Below are 20,195 nucleotides of genomic sequence, written 5' to 3'. Positions count from 1 at the left end.
GTCATCATGATCCGCGTGACGACGGCGGACGAGACCGGGCGGGGGACGCACCGGGAGAACCTCGAACAGTGGCTGAACTACGCGTTCATCACCGCTCCGGTGCTGCTCGCGCTGATCCGCGTCCTCGTCGTCGCGCGGTTCGACGAGCAGCGGCTGAAGGTGCTGTTGCGGACGTTGGACATCACGGCCGTGGTGGTGAGCACGATCGTGCCGGTGCTTCCGCTGCTGGCCGGGTTCGTGGTGGCCGTCGTGCTGCGCGAACTGTCGGACCGCCCGTGGTGGCGGCGGCGGTTCGTGGTGCTCGTGGGCGCGTTCCTCCTGCTCGGCGCCGCCGTCAAGCTGCCGATGGCTTACACGTTCGTGCTGCTCGTCGTGCTGGGCGTCGAACTGTGGCGGCTGTCCGGCGGCGTCGAACGGACCTCGGTGGTGAAGCGGCGGCTGGGCCGCCTCGTCATGGGGCTCGCCACCCTGGTGGCGGTGGCGTACGTGGAGTTCTTCGGTGCGTCGCGGATGTGGCTGCCCACGGAGGTGGTGCGCACCGCGTCCGGCGCGGAGACGGGGTTCGTGCTCGAAGCGGGCGACCACGACCTGACCCTGATGCGCCGTGACGGCGGACGGATCCTGATCGTGCGCCAGGACGAGGTGGAGAAGCGCACGCTGTGCCGACTGGAGGAGAACGGCTGGGACGCGCCGCGGCACCCGTGGAGGTTGGTGAACGACCGGTCCCTGTACCAGCTGGTCACCGGTGATCTGGAGAGCTCCGGGCAGCTGCCGACGTGCGGCACCACCGCCTGACCGCTCGCCGCAAGACCACCGCCCGGAACGGCCCGGCGCACGGGGTGCGCCGGGCCAAGGGGTCACAGGAAGTACGTGCCGGGGTCGAGCCCGAGCAGGACCCGGCCCTGGAGTTCGAGGTTCACGTTCGGTTGCGCGAGGGCGTGCAGGGAGAAGCCCTGGATGTCCCGGTGGAAGCGCTGGATCGGCGAGTTCCGCTGGATGACCGAGCCGCCGCTCGCGCCGTACAGCACCTCGACCGCCTCCCGGCACAGCTGCACCGCGAAGCCCACCTGCCCGCGGATCACCGCCTTCTCGGTGTCGGTCGGCTGCTCCCCCGCGTCGGCGCGCCGCTGGAGCAGCTCCAGCCACGTCCCGGACAGCGCCTCGGCCGCCGCGATCTTGTTGGCCGCCGTGGCGACCTGCACCTGCGTCAGCGGGTGCTGGCTCTGGTCGGTCCAGTTCGTGTACGTGATCCCGCGGCCCGGCACACGCTCCAGGAACAACTCCAGCGCGCCCTTGGCGATGCCGATGAACACCGCCGCCGCCTCGGCCATGATGAACGCCAGCACGCCGTAGTTGCGGCCGGTGGCCCCGGTGTTCGCGCGGTCGCCGGTGGTGCCCGCGAAGGCGTCACCGAAACCCACCGCGCGGTGCGCCGGCACGAAAACGTCCTGGGCGGTCACGGTGACGCTGCCGGTCGCGCCGCCCGACGTCACGTCCCAGTCGTCGGCCAGCGACAGCTCCGACACCGGCACAAGCACCATCACCTCGTCGTGCTCGTCGCCGTCGCGCACGGCGGCGAGGAAGTCCCAGTCCGCGCCCTTGACGCCGGAGTTGTACCGCCACGACCCGGTGAGCCGGTAGCCGTCGGCGGTCGAGGTCAGCCGGCCCGTCGGGGCGAACGCGCTGGAGATGCGCACCGAGCCCGCGGCGAACACCTCCTCCTGCGCCCGGTCCGGGTACAGCGTCGCCGTCCAGTTGCTGGTCAACCACACGAACGACACCCAGCCCGTGGACGGGCAGCCGCGGGCGATCTCGGTCAGCACCCGCGCCTGGTCGGCGAGGCTCAGGTCGAGGCCGCCGAACCGGCGTGGCGTCGCCGTGCGGAACACCCCCGCCTTGTCCAGCAGCTGCAGGTTCTCCTCGACCACCCACCGCCGCGCCTCGGACTCCTCACCGTTCCTGCGCAGGACGGGCACGATCTCCCGCACCGCGTCGAGCACCGTCTCCACGGCCATGTCTGTCGCTCCCCAGCTCTCGCGTTCAGGTCGACCGATTTCTAACGACGCCGGACCTCCGGCCGCTCCCGCACCGGTCTGCGCCCACCGGTGCCGCCGCGATTACCGCGCGATGACCGGAGGCGTGCCACGCGCACGCACGATGCCTCAGGTGAGCACCTCTTGGGCCGATCTCGTCCTGACCACCGCGCACGAGTGCGCCGACGTGCTGGCGAAGGGCGCGGACGGGGTCTGGTCCCGCCCCGCGGGCGACGTCGACTGGAGCTGCCGCGCCGTGCTCGACCACGTGGCCGTCGGCCAGGTCGGCTACGCGGGCCTGGTCGTCGCGCAGCCGCGGGACCGCTACGTCACGCTGTTCACCGGGCTCGACGCCGGCGCGCCGATCGAGCGCTGCCTGGAGAGCCTCCGCGTCGGCGGCACCCTGCTGTCGTGGGCGATCGAGAAGGCGCCCGCCGACCTGCGCGCCTGGCACCCGTGGGGCACCACCGACGTCACCGGGATCGCCGCCATGGCGGTGATGGAGCTGGCCGTGCACACCTACGACATCGCGCACGGCCTCGGCCTGGGCTGGGTCCCGCCCGACGAGTGGTTGCCCGACGTGCTGGCACGCCTGTTCCCCGACGCGCCGCACGGCCACACCCCGGCCGACACCCTCCTGCACAGCACCGGCCGCACGGACTTGCCCGGCCTGCCCCGGCGGCGCTCGTGGCGGGTGCACGCCGCACCCCGCCCCGCGCGGAACGCGGGGTGAGAGGGCGGTTACCCGGACCAGACCGAACGGCATCCGCGCTCGCCGAAGCTGTGGTCACGCCAGTCACGCCAGACCGAAGAGGGAGCAAGATGACCACGGCCGAAACTGAGTTCGCCGACGTGCTGGAGGCGGTGCGGGGCGTTGTGCCGACGCTCCGGGAGAACGGCCGGCAGGCCGAGCAGCAGCGCTGGATCCCGGAGGAGAACCTGCAGCTGCTGGACAAGGCGGGCGTGTTCCGCCTGGCGACCGAGCGCCGCCACGGCGGCCTGGACGCCTCGCTCGCCCAGCAGGTCGAGGTGCTGGCCGAGATCGCGCGCGGCTGTCCGTCCACCGGCTGGGTGTCGGCCGTGTGGCTGGCCAGCTCGTGGGTGGCGCGCGGCCACTCGCCGGAGGCCAAGGAGGAGATCTTCGCGACCCCGTCGGTGCGCGTGTCCGGCGTGTTCAGCCCGGTGCCGACCGCGACCCTCACCCCGGTGGACGGCGGCTACCTGCTCAACGGCACCTGGAAGTTCAACACCGGCTGCCGGGGCGCCGACTGGAACGGCATGAGCGCCACCCTGACGCTGCCAGACGGCACCGCCGAGGAGATGGCGACCATCGTCCCGATCTCGGAGTTCGAGTTCGCCGACGACTGGCACGTGTCCTCCGTCGCCGCCACCGGCAGCTCCACCACCACCGCCAAGGACGTCTTCGTCCCCACGCACCGCGTGCAGAAGCTGGGCGTGGTGATGGCGGGCGTGGAGAGCCGGTCGCAGCCGGGCCGGACCGACCGCGACTACTCGCTCGGCGAGTTCGCCGTGGCGCAGGCGGTCGGCGTGTTCCTCGGCATCGCGCAGGGCGCGCTGGAGCTGTTCCTGGAGCGCCTGCCCGGCCGGGGCATCGCCTACACCGCCTGGAGCAAGCAGAGCGAACACCCGTACACCCAGATCCAGGTGGGAACCGTCGCGGCGAAGATCGCCGCCGCGCGCGGCCTGTCCGCCGAGGTGAACGACCTGGTGCAGCGGCGCGCCGACGAGGGCGTCGAGCTGTCGGTCGTGGAGAAGGGCAAGGTCCGCGGCGACAGCGCCTACGCCATGCAGCTCACCCGCGAGGCCGTGGAAATCCTGTACAACGCCAGCGGCGCCACGGGCATCCAGCTCAGCGTGCCGCTGCAACGGTTCCACCGCGACATCCAGGGCCTCTCACTGCACGGCCTGTCGCTGCTGAGCACCAACATGGAGATCTACGGCCGCGCCCTACTCGGCCTGGACGCCGACGGCGCTTTCTGACCACACACAGGCCATCTTCGGCGAAGCCGGCGAGCGGCAGTCCACCGGAGAGGACACAACCCAACCTGGGCTTCTTGCTTTTGTCATCTCCGTATGGCCTGCCCGAAGGGCTACCGCAGATTTCCCCGGGTGCAGCCGAAATTTTTTGTGAGGAACGAGCAAAAAATTTTAGCGGCACCCGGGGAAATCTGTGGTAGGCTCCGCCAGGCCATACGGAGATGACAAAAGCAAGAAGCCCCCGCCGTTGCAGTTGGGTCATCTTTGGTGGCCTGCCCGCCGGCGAGGCGCTTTTCGCTTTTCGCTTTTGCTTTTAAGAGCTTTGAACCGGAACGCTTCGCGCTCAAGCCGGACGCGCTTCGCGCTGGTACGCGCTGCGCGCTCTCAAGATCAAAAGATCACAAGCGGCGCTCGCCGCGCGGCAGGCCGCCAGCGGGGGGTGAAGGGCGTCGGTTCCCCCGCCGTATGGCCTGGCGGAGCCAACCACAGATTTGCCGGGGTGCCGCTAAAACTTTTTGCTCGTTCCTCGCAAAAACTTTCGGCTGCACCCCGGCAAATCTGTGGTAGCCCTTCGGGCAGGCCATACGGCGGGGGAACCGAGGCCCTCCACCTGTGGTTGGGACCACCACACACAAAAGCGCGCTGCGCGCGCCGGAAAGCGGAGCTGCGATCGGTTACCACAGCTGGAAAGGGCCGGTCCGCACTTGGCGGACCGGCCCCTTCTTTGCGTAGCTGTCAGGCGGCCTGGGGGGCGGGTTCCGTGCTTGTCGACGCGGTTGACGTGCGGCGCGTGCCGAGGTTGACCAGTGCGCCCGCGAGGCTGATGCCGGCGGCTACCAGGCCGAGCCGGGCGGGGGTGATCTGCTCCTGGAGCAGGCCGCCCAGCGCGCCGCCCAGGGCCACACCGACGTAGATCGCGGAGTTGTTCAGGCCCAGCAGGACCGCGGACGCGGTTGGTGCCAGTGTGACGAAGCGGCTCTGCTGTGGCACGACCGGCAGTGAGACGAAGACGCCCCACAGCACCGCCCACACGACCGCCACCGCCATGTTGGTCACCGCGAGCGGGCTGACGGCCAGCAGTACCGCGGCGGCCACCAGACCGCCGGTGGCCACGTGCTCCGGTGGGAAGCGGTCGGCCAGTCGGCCTGCCACCGTGTTGCCGACCATGTTGCCCACGCCCCACGCCAGCAGGATCACCGTCAGCGCCGTGGTGGAGCCCGCGGTGGCGCCCTCGACGGCCGGGCTGATGTAGGTGTACAGCACGTGCGTGCCGGCCAGGCTCGCCATCGTCACCAGCAGCACCCCGAACACCCAGCCCTGCCGCAGCGGCTGGAGGCGGGCCTTCAGGCTGTCGGCCGGCAGCATGATCGGCGGCAGCGCCACCGCGACGCCCAGCAGCGCCACGACGCCGATGCCGGCCACCACCCACAGGGTGATCCGCCAGTCCGCGCCGCCGATCAACGTGCCGGCGGGCAGGCCGAACGCGATGGCGAGGGTGAGACCGCCCATCACGAACGCGAGTGCCTGGCCGCGCCGCGCTTCCGGCGCGATGGCCGCGGCGGCGCTGAACGACGCCGAGCCGATCAGGCCCGCGCCGATCGCCGTGATGATCCGGGCGATCATCACGACCTGGTAGTTGGGACCGATCGCCGTGATCGCGTTGCCCGCGATGAACACCGCGAGCGCCAGGTACAGGGCGTTCCGGCGGTCCATCGAGCTGGTCACCGCGCCGACGATCGGCGCCGAGACCGCGAACGCCAACGCGAAGGCGGTGACGAGCTGCCCTGCCGCGGAGACGCCGACCCCGAGGTCGGCGGCGATCTGCGGGAGCAGGCCGGCGATGACGAACCCGTCGGTGCCGACCGCGAAGAGGGCCACCGACAACGGGATGAGTTGCTTGAACAGCGTGCTCCGAGTTTCCAAGTCCTCACATCTTCCTCGTGTCCCGACGGGTCCTCGCGACCCGCCGGACGCCCGCGCCGGGGTTGGTCAGCGCCGGGCGTCTCGGACGAACTCCGCGGCCCGCTCGGCGAGCATCGCCACCGCGGCGTGGCTGTGGCCGCGCGGCAACGTCGGGATGACCGACGCGTCCACGACGCGCAGGCCCTCGACGCCGCGGACCCGCAGCCGCTGGTCGACGACCGCGCGCGGGTCGTCGGCCCGACCCAGCCGGCAGGTGCCGACCGGGTGGAACATGGTGCTGGCTTGCTCGCGGACGGTCTCCGCGAGCGTCTCGTCGTCGACCTCGCCGGGCCAGGGCGCCAGCGGCCCCAGCACGAGCGGGCGCAGCGCGTCGGTGGCGAACAGCCGCTCGGCCGTGCGCAGCGCCGCGACGAACGAGCGGATGTCCTCCTCGTCGCTGAGGTAGCCGGGGTCGATCAGCGGCGCGTCCCGCGGGTCGGCGCTCGCGAGCGTGATCCGGCCCCTGCTGCGCGGCTGGAGCGGGATCACGGTGAACCCGAAGCCCGGCACGGTGCCCTCGTCGGTGAGGCCCACCGGTGAGAAGATCAGCTCCACGTCCGGCGCGCCCGGTCCGCCGTCCGCGCGCAGGAACGCGACGGACTCGGCGAAGTTCGACGTCATCGGGCCGAGCCGGTCGCGCTCGTAGCGCTCGCGGTTCTCCGGTGTGTCGGCGTCGACCAGCCGGAACTCGCCGCTCGCCCGGACCGCCGCGGACACGAACATGTGGTCGCGGAGGTTGCGGCCGACGCCGGGCAGGTCCACGACGGGCTCGATGCCCAGCTCGCGCAGTTCGGGGCCGTGCCCGATGCCCGACAGCAGCAGCAGGTGGGGCGAGCCGACGGCGCCCGCGCTCAGCAGCACCTCGCGGCGCGCGGTGAGCAGGCCGTCGCCGGTCTCGACGCCGGTGGCCCGGCCGTCGACCACGACGACGCGGTGCACGAGGAGGTCGGTCAGCACCGTGAGGTTCGGCCGGTCGGCCACCGGCCGCAGGTAGGCGTCCGCGGAGTTCCACCGCGCGCCGCGCAGCTGGTTCAGCGGCGTGAGCGCGACGCCCGTGGGGTCGCCGCCGCCGAGGCCGCCGACGACCTCCTTGAGGCCCAGTTCGGCGCAGGCGGCGAGGAACCGCGCGTTGAGCGGGTCGGGGTCGCGCGGCGGTGAGATCCACAGTGGACCGTCGACGCCGTAGCTCTCGCCCTCGGACGGGTCACCGGTCCACGCCTCGGTGCGCCGGAAGTACGGCGCGACCGCCTCCCACGACCAGTCGTCGCCGGCGGCCTCCACCCACGGCTCGAAGTCCTGCCGGTGGCCCGGGACCCACATCTGGAAGTTGATCGTGGACGACCCGCCGAGCCCCTTGCCGCGCGGCCACGGAACGGTGCGACCGTTGAGCTCCGGCTGCGGCACCGTCGTGAACGCCCAGTCCAGTTCGGACCCGAACAGCGTGAACAGGTCGAACGGCACCCGCACGGCCGGGTTCGCGAGGTCGGTGCCGCCGGCCTCGACCAGCGCCACCCGCACGTCCGGGTCGGCGGAGAGCCGGTTGGCCAGCACGCAGCCCGCCGATCCCGCACCCACGACGACGTAGTCGAACTCCCCGACGACCATTCCGCGCTCCTTGTGCTCGCTCGTGCGTACGCCATCGTCTTGGCGGCCACTCACTGGCTGGTAATCGGTGTCTCACTGACAGTGAAGGGGCCGCCGCATCGCGCGACAGCCCCTTCGGCGGGAGGTGTCAGAGGATCGCGGTGCCCGCGTCCAACCCCACGAGCACGCGCCCGTGCACCTCCAGGTTCGTGCTCAGCAGCAGCAGGCCGTGCAGCGAGAACGCCCTGAGGTCGCGCTGGAACCGCTGGATCGGCGCGTCCTTCAGCAGCGCCGAGGCCCCGCTCGCGTCGAACAGCGCCTCGACGGCCTCGCGGGCGAGCTGGATGGCGAACGCACCGTGCGCCCGCACCTGCGCCCTCTCCCCCGCTTCCGCCGAGCGGCCGGCGTCCGCGTGCTCCTGGAGCCGGTCGGCCCTGCTGGTCACGAGCGACCAGGCGGCGGCCAGCCGCGCCTCCGCGCCCGCCACCAGCACGTGCGTCAACGGCGTCTCGGCCTGCTCGGTCCACCGGGTGTAGACGATCCCGCGGCCGGGCAGGCGCTCCAGGAACACCTCGAGCGCGCCGCGGCCCGCGCCCACGGCCACCGCCGCGCACTGGGTCACGGCGAGGGAGATCAGGCCGTAGTCCCGCCCCGGTGCGGCGGGCCGGCCCGGCACCGCCGAGGCGAGCGCGTCACCGAACGCCACCACCCGGTGCGCGGGGACGAAGACGTCCTGCGCCGTGGTGGAGCAGCTGCCGGTGCCCGCCGCGGCCGAGGCGTCCCAGTCGTCCACGACGCCCAGCTCCGCCATGGGCACCAGGGCCAGGGCCGCGTCGGGAGTGCCGGCCACGACGGCCGTCACGACGTTCCAGTGCGCGTCCCGGCAGCCGGAGTTGAACCGCCAGCGCCCGTCGAGCCGGTAGCCGCCCTCGACCGGCGTCAGCGTGCCGGACGGGGTGTAGACACCGGAGACGCGCACGGAGCCGGCGGCGAACACCTCCTCCTGCGCCTGCGCGCCGAACAGCGTCGCCGCCCAGGTGTTGGACAGGTAGACCATCGCGGTCCAGCCCGTGGCCGGGCACGCGCGGGCCACCTCGTTGAGCACGGCGCACTGTTCGGGCGCGGTCAGGTCCAGGCCGCCGAAGCGGCGCGGCACCACCGCGGCGAACACCCCCGCCTTGTCCAGCAGGTCGAGGCTCTCCTGGGGCAGCCGGCCCCGGTCGTCGGCCTCGGCCCCGTTCTCCCGCAACCGCGGCGCGACATCGCGAACGGCGTGCAGGACCCGGTCGACGGCGGCGGTCGTCGTCACCTCGTCCTCCCCCGCTCAGACCGCGACCGCGGCCCGCAGGCGCACCGGCAGCTCGCGGTGGCCGTTGGAGATGAACGACTCCAGCGGGTGGATCTGGTCGGCGGGCTTGGCCAGCTCCAGGTCGGGGAACCGCTTGAACAGGGCGTTGAGCGCCACCGCGGCCTCCAGCCGGCCCAGCTGCTGGCCGGGGCAGAAGTGGACGCCGTGGCCGAACGCCAGGTGGTCGCGGCGGGTCGCGCGGGTGATGTCGTACCGGTCGGCGGTGTCGCCGTGCACCAGCGGGTCGCGGCCCGCGGAGCCGAACGACACCAGGATCGCGTCGCCCTTGGCGATGGTCACGTCGCCCAGGTCGATGTCCTCGACGGCGAACCGCAGCGGCATGTTCACCAGCGGCGCCTGCCACCGCAGCGTCTCGTCGATCACGTCCTCCCACGGCACCTCGCCCGCACGCACGCGCGCCAGCTGCTCGGTGTGGGTGAGCAGCGCGAACACCGCGTGGTCGAGCAGGTTCACGGTGGTCTCGTAGCCGGCGGTGAAGGTCAGCAGCAGGGTGTCGATCAGCTCCCGCTCGGTCAGGCCGTCGTCGCCGTCGCGGACCGTGATCAGGCCCGTGGTCAGATCCTCGGCGGGGTTGGCGCGCTTGGCCGCCAGCAGCTTCGCCATCGTCTCGTAGATGGCGGTCGTGTTCGCCTCCGCCTGCTCGGGCGTGAGCGTGGTGTCGAAGATGCGGTGCACCTGCTCCAGCAGGTCCGGGCGCAGGTCGTCCGGGATGCCGAGCAGCTCGCTGATCACCTGCGTGGGCAGGGCGTAGGCGAACTCGGTGCGCAGGTCGACCACCGAGCCGTCGCGGCCCGCCTCGTCGATCCGGTCCAGCAGCTCGTCGGTGATCTGCTCGATCCGCGGTCGCATGGCCGCCGTGCTGCGCGCGGTGAACGCCTTGACGACGAGCTTGCGCAGCCGGGTGTGCTCCTTGCCGTACGCGGTCATCATGTTGCGGTCGGACACCCAGATCGCGAGCGGCCAGGTCTTCGCCAGCTCCCCCTCGCCGTTCTCCCAGGCGGGCCAGTGCTGGTAGCTGTCCCGGGACACGCGGTTGTCGAGCAGGAGCTGCTTGATCAGGGCGTGCCCGGTGATCGCCCAGGCGGGCACGCCGCCGGGCAGCTCCACGAGCGTCGCGTGGCCCTTCTCGCGCAGCATCGCGGCTTCACCGTGCACGTCGCGACCGGTCGGGTCGATCGGGTAGAGGCCGTTGGGGTTTTCCATCAGCGTTGTCTCCAGAGAAGTGGCGGCGGGTCACTGGCCGGGCATCACGGCGAGGCCGTGCCCGAGGCCCCCGTCGACGGTGAGCTCCGTGCCGGTGGTGAAGGTGGCGTCGAACGCCAGGAACAGGACGGCGCGCGCCACCTCGTCGACGGTGCCGTGGCGCTTCATCGGGGTGATGGCGTCGCCGGCCGCCACCAGCGCGGCGCGGTCCTGGTCGGTGAAGCCGGTGAAGCCCATCGACGGCGTGTCGATGAAGCCGGGGCTGACCGCGTTCACGCGGATGCCGCGGGGCAGCAGTTCGGTGGCGAAGCCCTTCGCGAAGGCGCGCACGGCCGCCTTCGCCCCGGCGTAGACGGTGAGGCCCGTGTTGCCGGTGTCGTTGGCGACGGACGTGGTGAAGATGATCGCGCCACCGTCGCCGAGCAGCGGCGCGAGGCGTTGGACGGTGAAGAACGCGCCCTTGGTGTTGACGTCGAAGACGCGGTCGTAGGACTCGGGGGTGACCAGGTGGAACGGTTCCAGCGCGGCGTAGCCGACGTTGACGTGCAGCAGGTCGACCGTGCCGAGCCGGTCCTCGACCGCCTTGGCGAGCCGGTCGACGTGGTCGAGGTCCGCGGCGTCGGAGCGCAGCACGTGGCCCCGGTCGGCGAGGCCGTCACGCTCCAGCTCGGCGCGCGCCCGCTCGACGTTGGCCTCGTTGTTGCCGGTGAAGACGACCTCCGCCCCGCGGGCGAGCAGCGCGTCGACCACGGCGCGGCCCATCCCGTGCGTGCCCCCGGTGACCACCGCCTTCTTGCCGGTGTAGTCGCTCATCCCAGGAAATCCCTTCGCCTGACTGGTGGACGTCCGCATCGGTGGCGCGACCAGGGCGGTGTGGTCGGCGCGGCGGATTCGACGACGTCGTCAGCTTCGCGGCCGGTCGGCACTTCCGGGTCATCGGCGGGAATGGGCCGCGGGAAGACCGCGCGGTGACCGCCGCGCGCTAGAACGGACCGGCCGCGGGGCGCGGTGGGAAAGCGAAACAGCCGCAGGGCGGAATCTGCGGCTGCTGGTGTTCGATTGTCACCCGGTCGTGCCGGATGTACTGCTATCGGGTGAATTCGATCGGTGTGCGGCGGCGGTCGCGCACCGATCGATCAGCCCGCGGCCGGCGAGCGCAGCGGCAGGCCGGGGCGGGACACGACGTCGAGGGTGAGCGTCGTGGCGTGCGACTTGCCGCCGCCCCAGTCGGGACGGCGCTGGAGCAGGCCCAGCCGACCACCCACGACCACCATCAGCGGCACGCCTTCCATGCACCCGGCGAGACCCTCGATGAAGTTCAGCAACCCGTCGTTGGCGAGGTGGAGGTCGTCGATGAACACCGCCAGTGGGCGGTCGCGCAGCGCCTGCGAGACCACCTGGTTCCAGTCCCGCGCCGCCGCCTGCCTGCCCTCGAGGTCGTAGTGGTCGGAATCGTGGCCCGGCTCCAGCAGCGGACCGAGGCTCGCCATGGCGAGCTCGGCGGCCGTGGGGTTGCCCAGCGCCTGCTGGACCGTGCGGTACAGCCGCTGCTCGACGGTGCTCGGCGGGTCCCCCGGCTGGACGCCGCAGCACGCCGCGAGGATCGCGGCCCGCAGGCCCCACGGTCCCGCGAACGGCGGCGTGCGCACCACCTGGAGCGGGGCGCCGTCCACGACCTTGTCCGCGACGCGGCTCTCGAACGTGGACAGGAACCAGCTCTTCCCGCTGCCCGGCACGCCCAGCACGGACGCGAGCATCGGCCGCTTCCGGCTCACGGCGAGCGTCAGCAGCATCTCCAGCACGTCCATCTCGTGCTCGTACCCGGCGGGCGGCACGGCGTCGTGCGCGATGTCCAGGCACCGGCACCCGGCGACCCGCCACCCCAGCTCGCCGGTCCGCTCGTAGGCCATGTGCGCGGCGGTGGCCATCCGGGTCCGCTCGCAGACCATGACCTCGCCCGGACCGCCGAGGGACAGCAGCTCCTCGCAGGCGACCATCAGCGCGCCGTTGCCGGACTGGGAGCCGCCGTGCCCGTTGCGGATCGTCGTCTCGCCGGTCGCCACGGCGGTGTGGAAGGCGAACCGGCCGGCCCGCGCGTCCAGTTCGGTGCGGTCCCGGATGGCCAGGGCCGCCATCACCGCGCGCTTGGCGAAGTCGTCGCCGTGCCGGTTGGCCTCGAACAGCGCCAGCGAGTACGAGCCGATGGAAGCCAGCACCACGCCGCCGCAGCGCTCGGTCTCCTCGCGGATGATCGCCGCCACGTCGTGCAGCGTGTCGTCCACGGTCATGCCGTCCGACCAGCCGCGGGTGCCGATCTCGGTGCGCACGATCAGCGCGCTGGCCTGCCGCCACGTCGGCCCCACCCGGCGGTGCTCGGCCTGCCGGGCGTCCGCCGCGAACTGCCGGGCGTCCACCGGGAACGGCTCGAGGCGCGGTTCGCCGGCCAGCGCCAGCGGCGCCCGGTGCCGCACCGGCTCGACCAGGGGCGCCTCGACCAGCGACGGCAGCCCGGTCGGCCGGCCCGGCACGGCCAGGGCGGGCGACTGCTCGAGGATCGACTGGTGCAGCTGCTGCAGGTCCGCGCCCGGGTCGAGCCCCAGCTCGTCGGCCAGGGCGGTCCGGAAGCGGGCGTACACCGCGAGCGCGTCGGCCTGCCGCCCGCACCGGTAGAGCGCCAGCATCAGCTGCGCCACCGACCGCTCCCGGAACGGCTCGGCCTCGACCATCGACTCCAGGTCGCCGAGCACGGCGTAGTGGCCGCCGCAGCGCAGCTCCGCTTCGAACCGGTCCTCCATCGCCGCCAGCCGCGAGGTCTGGATCGAGGCGAGGTCCGACCACTCGACGCCCGCCTCCACCAGGTCGGCGAGCACCGGCCCGCGCCAGAGGGCGAGGGCGTCGCGCAGCAGCGCGGCGGCCTTGTCCGGGCCGCCTTCGGCCAGCTCCCGGCGGCCGTCGGCGACCAGCGTGCGGAACCGGAAGAGGTCGACCCGCTCCGGGTCGACGTCGAGCACGTACCCCGGCGCCTTGGTGCGCAGCGACACCTCGGCGGACGGCCCGCCCGCGCCGGCCAGGATGCCGCGCAGGCCCCAGACCGCGTTCTGCAGCATCTTGCGCGCGGACGCCGGCGGGTCCTCGCCCGTCCACAGCGCGTCCACCAGCCCGCTGGTGGACACCACCCGGTTCGGGTGCAGGAGCAGAAAGCCCAGGGTCGCGCGTTGCTTGATACCACCCAACTGGACCGCGCCGTCACCGACGCATAAATCCAACGGTCCGAGGACGCGGAAAAACATAGCTCCACCTACCCCCCACGTAGGTTGACACCAGCACAGACTTTACCACGAGGTTTCCGGGAACCCCGTGTCACAGCGTGACGACGATCCGCCCGTCACACCCGCTCGGCCGAATCCGGCGGTATCCGAGGTAACCGCCCGTCGCCTGCGGCCCTGCGGCGGACGACACACGCCGGAAAAGGGCCGCGATCAACGGTGCGCTCAACCCCGGATGAATTCACCGCGCCGCGTGCCGCCGAATCACGGCAGCCATGATTTCGCACGAAACCATCGAGCACGGCGAACACCGGAGCGGCTTTCGACGTACTGCGGGACACCGCAGCGGCAGGTGTTCAGGCGGCCCCTACAAAGGCGGCACGAACGCCGCTCGCGGTCCGCTCACCCGTACTTCGCCCTGCGACCATTCCGAACTCCCCCATCGACGTCGGTCCGCACCGGCCCGCGCGACGCGGAACCGGCGCTGCGGCCAGTCTCACCCGCCGATCATCACTCGACGGACACTGCCCGCTCATCCACCGGTGATCACCTCGGTGACCCGGCGATGACCGAGCGTAGGGTAACCCGGGCGGCGGGGCCAAGAGGGGGCGGACACGCGACGGGCGGGGCCGACCCGTCGTCGACCCCGCCCGTTCAGGCGCCACCCCGCCCGCGTCCGCTCAGGCGTCGCTCCCGGCCGTCGACGGGTAGTACCCGGTCTCCACGAAGAACCGGATGTAGGTGTCCACCAGGTCCGCGGTGATCGGCGGGCACGTGATCCCGGTGCCCGCCAACGCCTCCTCGGTCGCCGAGACGTCCACCCGCGGGTAGAACGCGGCGCTGTCGGAGGTCATCAGGTCGAACGCGTCCAGCAACGGGATGAGCGCGTTGTCCCGGTCGGCCAGCACCGCCGCCCGCCACGCGTCCCGGTCCCGCTCGACCAGCGGGAAACCGTTGGCGCGCAACCGGTCCACGATGGTGCGCCACGACACCCGACCGGGGTTGTAGACGTGGTAGGTGCCACCGGAGTCCTTCGACAGCGCCACGATCGCCGCCGCCGCGTAGTCCACCGGCACCATGGGAACGGTGCCGGCCAGCCCGGCGGGCACCGCCCCGGCCTGCACCAGGCCCTTGGTGCTCAGCCAGACGAAGTCGCGGGTCTGGCACGCGCCGCGCCGCCGGTCGCCCGACACCAGGTCCACCCGGTAGACCGACACCGGCAGCCCGCGCGACCGCGCCCGCTCGAGCACCTGCTCGGCGACCCACTTGCTGCGCAGGTAACCGCTGGCCAGGCGCTCCGGCGGCCCGGTCGGGTCGGTCACCGCCAGCGGCACGCCGGGATCACGCAGGCCGGCGAACACGCCCGTGGTGGACACGTGGTGCACCGGCACCGTGCGGTGCCGGGCGGCCAGCCGCAGCACCTCGCGGGTGCCGTCGACGTTGGCCGCGCGCAGGTCCGGGTAGGGGCGCAGCCAGTTCACGGTCGCACCCGCGTGGTAGACCGCGTCGACCAGGCGGGCCAACTCGTCGAAGCGGTCCGGCGGGAGGCCGAGGCCGGGCGCGGCGAGGTCACCGGGCACGATCCGCAGCCGCGCGAGGTCCACCTCGTCGGCCAGCCGGTACCAGCGCAGGTTGGCCTCCACCTTGCGCAGGCCCTCCGCCTCGTCGGCCGCCCGCACCAGGCAGTGCACGACCGCGTCGGAGGCGGCCAGCAGTTCGCGCAGCAGGAACGCGCCCAGGAACCCGGACGCCCCGGTGAGCAGGACGTGTTCGGGCGCGGAGACGGTCCGCACCACCTCGGCGGCGGGCCGGATGTCGTCCGGCAGCCCGACCTCGGCCGCGTAGTCCACCTCCCGCGGTCCCGTCGCGCCCGCGAGGAAGGCCGCCAGCGCGCTCGGCGTCGGGTGGTCGAACACGACCGTCGCGGGCAGGGTGAGGCCGGTCGCGGCGGCGAGGCGGTTGCGCAGCTCCACCGACAGCAGGGAGTCGAAGCCGAGGTCGGGGAACGGGCGGTCGGGCACGTCGCCCGCCAGCCCGAGCACCGCGGCCACCTCGGCGGTGACCAGGTCGGCGAGGACGCCGGCCCGTTCGGCGTCGGTCAGCTGCGCGAGGTCCGGCGGCGGTGTGCCCGTGCGGGCGGCCGGTCGCGCCGGCGGCAGCAGGGTGCGCAGCAGTGGTGGCGCCTGGTCGGCACGGGCGCGCAGCGCGGCGAGGTCCAGCGGTGCGGCGACCGCGTTCGGCGTGCCCAGGGCGGCGTCGAGCAGCGCGAGGCCGTGGGCGGACTCCACCGGCCGGAAGCCCGCGCGGGCGATGCGCTGCCGGTCGGCCTCGGTCAAGTCGCCGGTGATGCCGCTGCTCTCGGCCCACAGCCCCCAGGCGATGGAGGTCGCGGGCAGGCCGCGAGCGGCGCGGTGGGCGGCCAGGCCGTCGAGGAACGCGTTGGCGGCCGCGTAATTGCCCTGCCCGGCGCCGCCGATGACGCCGGCGATGGAGGAGAACAGCACGAACGCGTCCACGTCGCCGACCAGCTCGTGCAGGTGCCGCGCGGCGTCGGCCTTGGGGCGCAGCACCGCGGAGAGGCGTTGCGGGGTCAGCGCGGCCACCAGCCCGTCGTCGATCACGCCGGCGGTGTGCACGACGCCGCGCACGGGGTGGTCGGCGAGCAGGGCGGCGAGCGCGTCCCGGTCGCCCACGTCGCAGGCCGCGATCGTCACGTCCGCGCCGAGGGCGGTCAGCTCGGCCCGCAGTTCCGCCGCGCCGGGCGCGTCCGGGCCGCGGCGGCTGGTCAGCAGCAGGCGGCGGACGCCGTGGGCGGCCACCAGGTGCCGCGCGACCATCGCGCCGAGCGTGCCGGTGCCGCCGGTGACCAGCACGCCGCCTTCGGCGTTCCACCGTGTCCGACGCGGCTCGAGCGGGCGCAGGCGCGGCAAGCGGACCTCGCCCCGCCGGATCACGGCCTGCGGTTCGCCGGCGGCGACGACCGCCGCGATGGCCGCCTCCGACGCCGGGTCGTCGTCCACGTCCACCAGGACGATCCGCCCCGGCTGCTCGGACTGCGCCGAGCGCGCCAGGCCCCACAGCGCGGCACCGTCGACGTCGGACACGTCGTCCACCGCACCGGAGGTCACCACCACCAGCCGCTCGGCCGGCCCCTGGAGGTCGGCGAGGGCCGCGGCGGCGCGCTCGTGGAGCGTGCCGCCGGGCCGCCACCGGACCACCGGCGGCGACTCGCCACCGGCCGCGGGCAAGCGCGACTCGCCACCGGCCGCGGGCAAGCGCGGCTCGCCACCGGCCGCGGGCAAGCGCGGCGGCTCCCCCACGGCCGCAGGCAAGCGCGGCGACTCCGCCTCGGCCGCGGGCAAGCGCGGCGGCTCCCCCTCGGCCGGGGGCAGCTCCACCGGCTCCCACACCACGCCCAGCAGGGCGTCCGCCGGGCGCAGCAGCGCTTCCGCCACGGCGTCGGGGGCGACCGGCGCGAGCGTCACCGAGCCGATCGAGGCCACCGGCCCACCGGCCGGGTCGGTCACCAGGAGGCCACCGCCGGGCGTGGTGCGGACCCGCACGTCGGTCGCGCCGACCGCGTGCAGCTCCACGTCCCGCCACGCCACGGCGTCACCGTCGCCCACCAGCCGCACCACGGCGTCCACAGTGGACGGGTGCAGCCGGAACCCGTCGGGGTCGACCCCGGGCACGTCGGTCCACTCCCCGTCGCCGGGCACCGGCCGCGGCCCGGCGGGCGCGAGCCGACCGGTGGCGTGCTCGGTCCAGCGCCCGCCGTCCAGTCGCGTGTGGACGGCCAGCGCCCCGGCCCGGACCCGCAGCCGCAACGCCAAGCCCCGCTCGGGGACCACCACCGGGGCCGTCACGTCCAACGCGGCCAGGCGCGGCAGGCCCACCTCGTCGCCGGCCCGGATCGCCGCCTCCACCAGCGCGGACGACGGCAGCACGACCGCGTCGCCCACCCGGTGGCGGGCGAGCCACGGCTGGGCGCGGGGCGAGAGCCGGCCGGTGAACACGACCTCGTCGTCGTCCACCGCGACGGCGGCCCCGAACAGCGGGTGCCCGGCGTCGTCCACGCCGAGCCGGTCCGCGTCCACCGGGTCGGGTTCCGCGACCCAGAACCGCTCCCGCTGGAACGGGTAGGTCGGCAGGTCGACCCGCCGTGCGCCGGTGCCCGCGAAGAACGCCCGCCAGTCCACCGCCACGCCGTGGCCGTGCAGCGCGCCCAGCGCCTCGCTGAGACCCCCGCCGGCGCGCTGGAGCGGCACGGCGTTCACCCCGTCGAGGGTGTCGCGGACCATCGGCGTCAACGCCGCCTCGGGGCCGACCTCGACGAACGTCGTCACGCCCTCCTTGGCCAGCGCGTGCAGGGAGTCGGCGAACCGGACCTGCTCGCGCACGTGCCGCACCCAGTAGTCGGGGTCGCGCAGCAGATCCGTCCCCGCGAGGGCGCCCGTCACGTTGGACACCACCGGAATCGTGGGTGCGTGGTAGGTGATCCGGGCGGCCACCGCGCGGAACGGCGCCAACGCGGGCTCCATGCGCGCCGAGTGGAACGCGTGGCTGACCGTCAGCCGCTTGACCCGCCGCCCGGCCTCCCGCAGCCGCTCGGCGACCGCCAGAACGGCGTCCTCCTCCCCGGACAGCACCACCGCGGCCGGCCCGTTCACCGCCGCGACCTCCACGCCGCGAACCAGCAGCGGCTCGACCTCGGGCAGCGGCGCGGCGACGGCGACCATCGCGCCGCCCGCGGGCAGCTCGTCGATCAGCCGCGCGCGGGCGGCGACCAGCGCGCACGCGTCCGCCAGCGAGAACACCCCGGCGACGTGCGCGGCGGTCAGCTCGCCCAGCGAGTGCCCGGCCACGTGGTCCGGCCGCACGCCCCACGACTCCAGCAGCCGGAACAGCGCCACCTCGAACGCGAACAGCGCGGGCTGCGTGTAGCGGGTCCGGTGCAGCAGCTCCGAACCTCCGAACACGACCTCGCGCAGCGGTTCGGGCAGGTGCGGGTCGAGCAGGGCGCAGGCCGCGTCGAACGCCTCGGCGAACACCGGGTGGCGCTCGTGCAGGTCGCGGCCCATCCGGGCGCGCTGCGCGCCCTGACCGGTGAACAGGAACGCCGTGCGGCCCGGCTGGTCGACCGGCGCGCCGCCGGCGAAGCCCGCCAGCGCCGCCAGCAAGCCGTCGCGGTCGGCCGCGGTCACCGCGCCCCGGTGCTCCAGCGCGGTCCGCGCCGTGGCGAGGGTGAACGCCACGTCCGCGGGCTCGACAGCGGGGTGCTCGACCAGGAAGTCGCGCAGTCGCCGCGCCTGGGCGCGCAGCGCGTCCCCGGTCCGCGCCGACAGCAGGAACGGCACCTCACCGGCCGTGCGCGGCTCGGCGGGGACGTCCTCGGCGGGCACGTGCTCCAGCACGACGTGCGCGTTGGTGCCGCTGACGCCGAACGACGACACTCCCGCCCGGCGCGGGCGGTCCGCCTCCGGCCACGGCCGCGCCTCGGTCAGCAGCTCCACCGCGCCAGCCGACCAGTCCACCACCGGGGTCGGCCGGTCCACGTGCAGGGTGCGCGGCGCGACGCCGTGCCGCATCGCCTCCACCATCTTGATCACGCCACCGACACCGGCGGCGGCGACGCTGTGCCCGATGTTGGACTTCAGCGACCCCAGCAACAGCGGCGTCGACCGGCCCCGGCCGTAGGTGGCCAGCAGCGCCTGCGCCTCGATCGGGTCGCCCAGCCGGGTGCCCGTGCCGTGCGCCTCGACGACGTCGACGTCCGAAGTGGACAGTCGGGCGTCGGCCAGGGCCGCGCGGATCACCCGTTCCTGGGACGGGCCGTTCGGCGCGGTCAGGCCGTTGGACGCCCCGTCCTGGTTGACCGCCGAGCCGCGCACCAGCGCGAGCACCGGGTGGCCGTTGCGGCGCGCGTCGGACAGCTTCTCCAGCAGCAGCAGGCCGACGCCCTCCGACCAGCCGGTGCCGTCGGCCGCCGCCGCGAAGGACTTGCACCGGCCGTCGGGCGCGAGGCCGCGCTGGCGGGAGAAGTCGACGTAGCCCGTGGGCGAGCCGTACACCGTGGCCCCGCCCGCGACGGCCAAGCTCGACTCGCCCGCGCGCAGCGACCGGACCGCGAGGTGGATCGCCACCAGCGACGACGAGCACGCCGTGTCGACGGTGACCGCCGGTCCCTCCAGGCCCAGCGCGTAGGCCACGCGGCCGGAGGCCACGCTGCCCAGCTTGCCGGTCATCAGGAACCCCTCGAGCTCCTCCGGCCCGGCCAGGCCCAGGTAGCTCTGCTCCCCCACGCCCGCGAACACGCCGGTCCGGCTGCCGCGCAGGGTCGCCGCGTCGATGCCCGCCCGTTCGAACAACTCCCACGCGGTCTCCAGCAGGACCCGCTGCTGCGGGTCCATGGCCAGCGCCTCGCGCGGCGAGATGCCGAAGAAGGCGGCGTCGAAGTCCGTGGCGTGCTCCAGGAACCCGCCCTCGCGGGTGTAGGAACGGCCCGGCACGCCCGGTTCGGGGTCGTAGAGCCGCTCCACGTCCCAGCCGCGGTCCTCGGGCCACGGCGTGATGCCGTCACGCCCTTCCGCCACCAGCCGCCACAGGTCCTCCGGCGACGCCACGCCGCCCGGGTACCGGCACGCCATCGCCACGACGGCCACGGGTTCCGGCTCGGCCGCCTCCAGCTCGGCGATCCGCTCCCGGGCCTGCTGCAGGTCGGCGGTGACCCACTTCAGGTACTCGACCAACCGTTCCTCGTCGGACACGGTCCTCTCCTCG

The 20,195-nt window shown here is 73.6% G+C and carries 10 protein-coding genes and 1 pseudogene; 3 read left to right on the top strand and 8 right to left on the bottom strand.

Translation table 11 applies throughout. The features are described 5' to 3' along the window. The first annotated feature begins 15 nt into the window (after positions 1 to 15). A complete protein-coding gene (locus DFJ66_RS40450; RefSeq protein ID WP_147459528.1) occupies positions 16 to 795 on the top strand; it encodes a hypothetical protein in 780 nt (259 codons plus the stop codon). Between the two features lie 62 nt (positions 796 to 857). On the opposite strand, the gene DFJ66_RS40445 is transcribed toward DFJ66_RS40450, so the two are convergent. Further along, positions 858 to 2,015 (bottom strand): acyl-CoA dehydrogenase family protein, encoded by a 1,158-nt coding sequence (locus DFJ66_RS40445; RefSeq protein WP_121229882.1) that lies wholly within the window; start codon positions 2,013 to 2,015, stop codon positions 858 to 860. Positions 2,016 to 2,166: 151 nt separating this feature from the next. On the opposite strand from DFJ66_RS40445, the gene DFJ66_RS40440 reads away from it, so the two are divergent. Both DFJ66_RS40440 and DFJ66_RS40435 read left to right on the top strand, forming a co-directional pair. Then, positions 2,167 to 2,766, top strand: a complete 600-nt coding sequence (locus DFJ66_RS40440) for a maleylpyruvate isomerase N-terminal domain-containing protein (RefSeq protein WP_121229880.1) — start codon at positions 2,167 to 2,169, stop codon at positions 2,764 to 2,766. 89 nt (positions 2,767 to 2,855) lie between these two features. Next, complete coding sequence (locus tag DFJ66_RS40435; RefSeq protein WP_121229878.1) at positions 2,856 to 4,034, top strand: acyl-CoA dehydrogenase family protein; 1,179 nt, start codon at positions 2,856 to 2,858, stop codon at positions 4,032 to 4,034. A 732-nt stretch (positions 4,035 to 4,766) separates the two neighbouring features. Here the strand turns inward: DFJ66_RS40435 and DFJ66_RS40430 are convergent. The 7 genes and pseudogenes from DFJ66_RS40430 to DFJ66_RS40400 all read right to left on the bottom strand — a co-directional run. Continuing rightward, positions 4,767 to 5,954 (bottom strand): MFS transporter, encoded by a 1,188-nt coding sequence (locus tag DFJ66_RS40430; RefSeq protein ID WP_211351480.1) that lies wholly within the window; start codon positions 5,952 to 5,954, stop codon positions 4,767 to 4,769. A 66-nt stretch (positions 5,955 to 6,020) separates the two neighbouring features. Beyond that, positions 6,021 to 7,598 (bottom strand): GMC family oxidoreductase, encoded by a 1,578-nt coding sequence (locus DFJ66_RS40425; RefSeq protein WP_121229874.1) that lies wholly within the window; start codon positions 7,596 to 7,598, stop codon positions 6,021 to 6,023. A gap of 127 nt (positions 7,599 to 7,725) precedes the next feature. After that, positions 7,726 to 8,886: an acyl-CoA dehydrogenase family protein gene (locus DFJ66_RS40420; RefSeq protein ID WP_121229872.1), complete on the bottom strand. Its 1,161-nt coding sequence runs from the start codon at positions 8,884 to 8,886 to the stop codon at positions 7,726 to 7,728. Positions 8,887 to 8,901: 15 nt separating this feature from the next. Next, positions 8,902 to 10,149 (bottom strand): cytochrome P450 family protein, encoded by a 1,248-nt coding sequence (locus tag DFJ66_RS40415; RefSeq protein WP_121229870.1) that lies wholly within the window; start codon positions 10,147 to 10,149, stop codon positions 8,902 to 8,904. Positions 10,150 to 10,179: 30 nt separating this feature from the next. Beyond that, positions 10,180 to 10,962: an SDR family NAD(P)-dependent oxidoreductase gene (locus DFJ66_RS40410; RefSeq protein ID WP_121229868.1), complete on the bottom strand. Its 783-nt coding sequence runs from the start codon at positions 10,960 to 10,962 to the stop codon at positions 10,180 to 10,182. 323 nt (positions 10,963 to 11,285) lie between these two features. Next, positions 11,286 to 13,439, bottom strand: coding sequence for an ATP-binding protein (locus tag DFJ66_RS40405; RefSeq protein ID WP_121229866.1), 2,154 nt, complete (start codon positions 13,437 to 13,439; stop codon positions 11,286 to 11,288). Between the two features lie 656 nt (positions 13,440 to 14,095). After that, positions 14,096 to 20,182: pseudogene (locus tag DFJ66_RS40400) on the bottom strand (thioester reductase domain-containing protein); the annotation flags it as partial. Between the last annotated feature and the right edge of the window lie 13 nt (positions 20,183 to 20,195).

This window comes from Saccharothrix variisporea, from assembly GCF_003634995.1.
Classification (GTDB): Bacteria; Actinomycetota; Actinomycetes; order Mycobacteriales; family Pseudonocardiaceae; genus Actinosynnema; species Actinosynnema variisporeum.
This window is presented reverse-complemented; position numbering and strand designations above follow the sequence as displayed.

Coding starts and splice junctions, on each gene's coding strand:
- DFJ66_RS40445 (WP_121229882.1), bottom strand. CDS start 2,015: ATGGCCGTGGAGACGGTGCTCGACGCGGTGCGGGAGATCGTGCCCGTC.
- DFJ66_RS40410 (WP_121229868.1), bottom strand. CDS start 10,962: ATGAGCGACTACACCGGCAAGAAGGCGGTGGTCACCGGGGGCACGCAC.
- DFJ66_RS40415 (WP_121229870.1), bottom strand. CDS start 10,149: ATGGAAAACCCCAACGGCCTCTACCCGATCGACCCGACCGGTCGCGAC.
- DFJ66_RS40405 (WP_121229866.1), bottom strand. CDS start 13,439: ATGTTTTTCCGCGTCCTCGGACCGTTGGATTTATGCGTCGGTGACGGC.
- DFJ66_RS40435 (WP_121229878.1), top strand. CDS start 2,856: ATGACCACGGCCGAAACTGAGTTCGCCGACGTGCTGGAGGCGGTGCGG.
- DFJ66_RS40425 (WP_121229874.1), bottom strand. CDS start 7,598: ATGGTCGTCGGGGAGTTCGACTACGTCGTCGTGGGTGCGGGATCGGCG.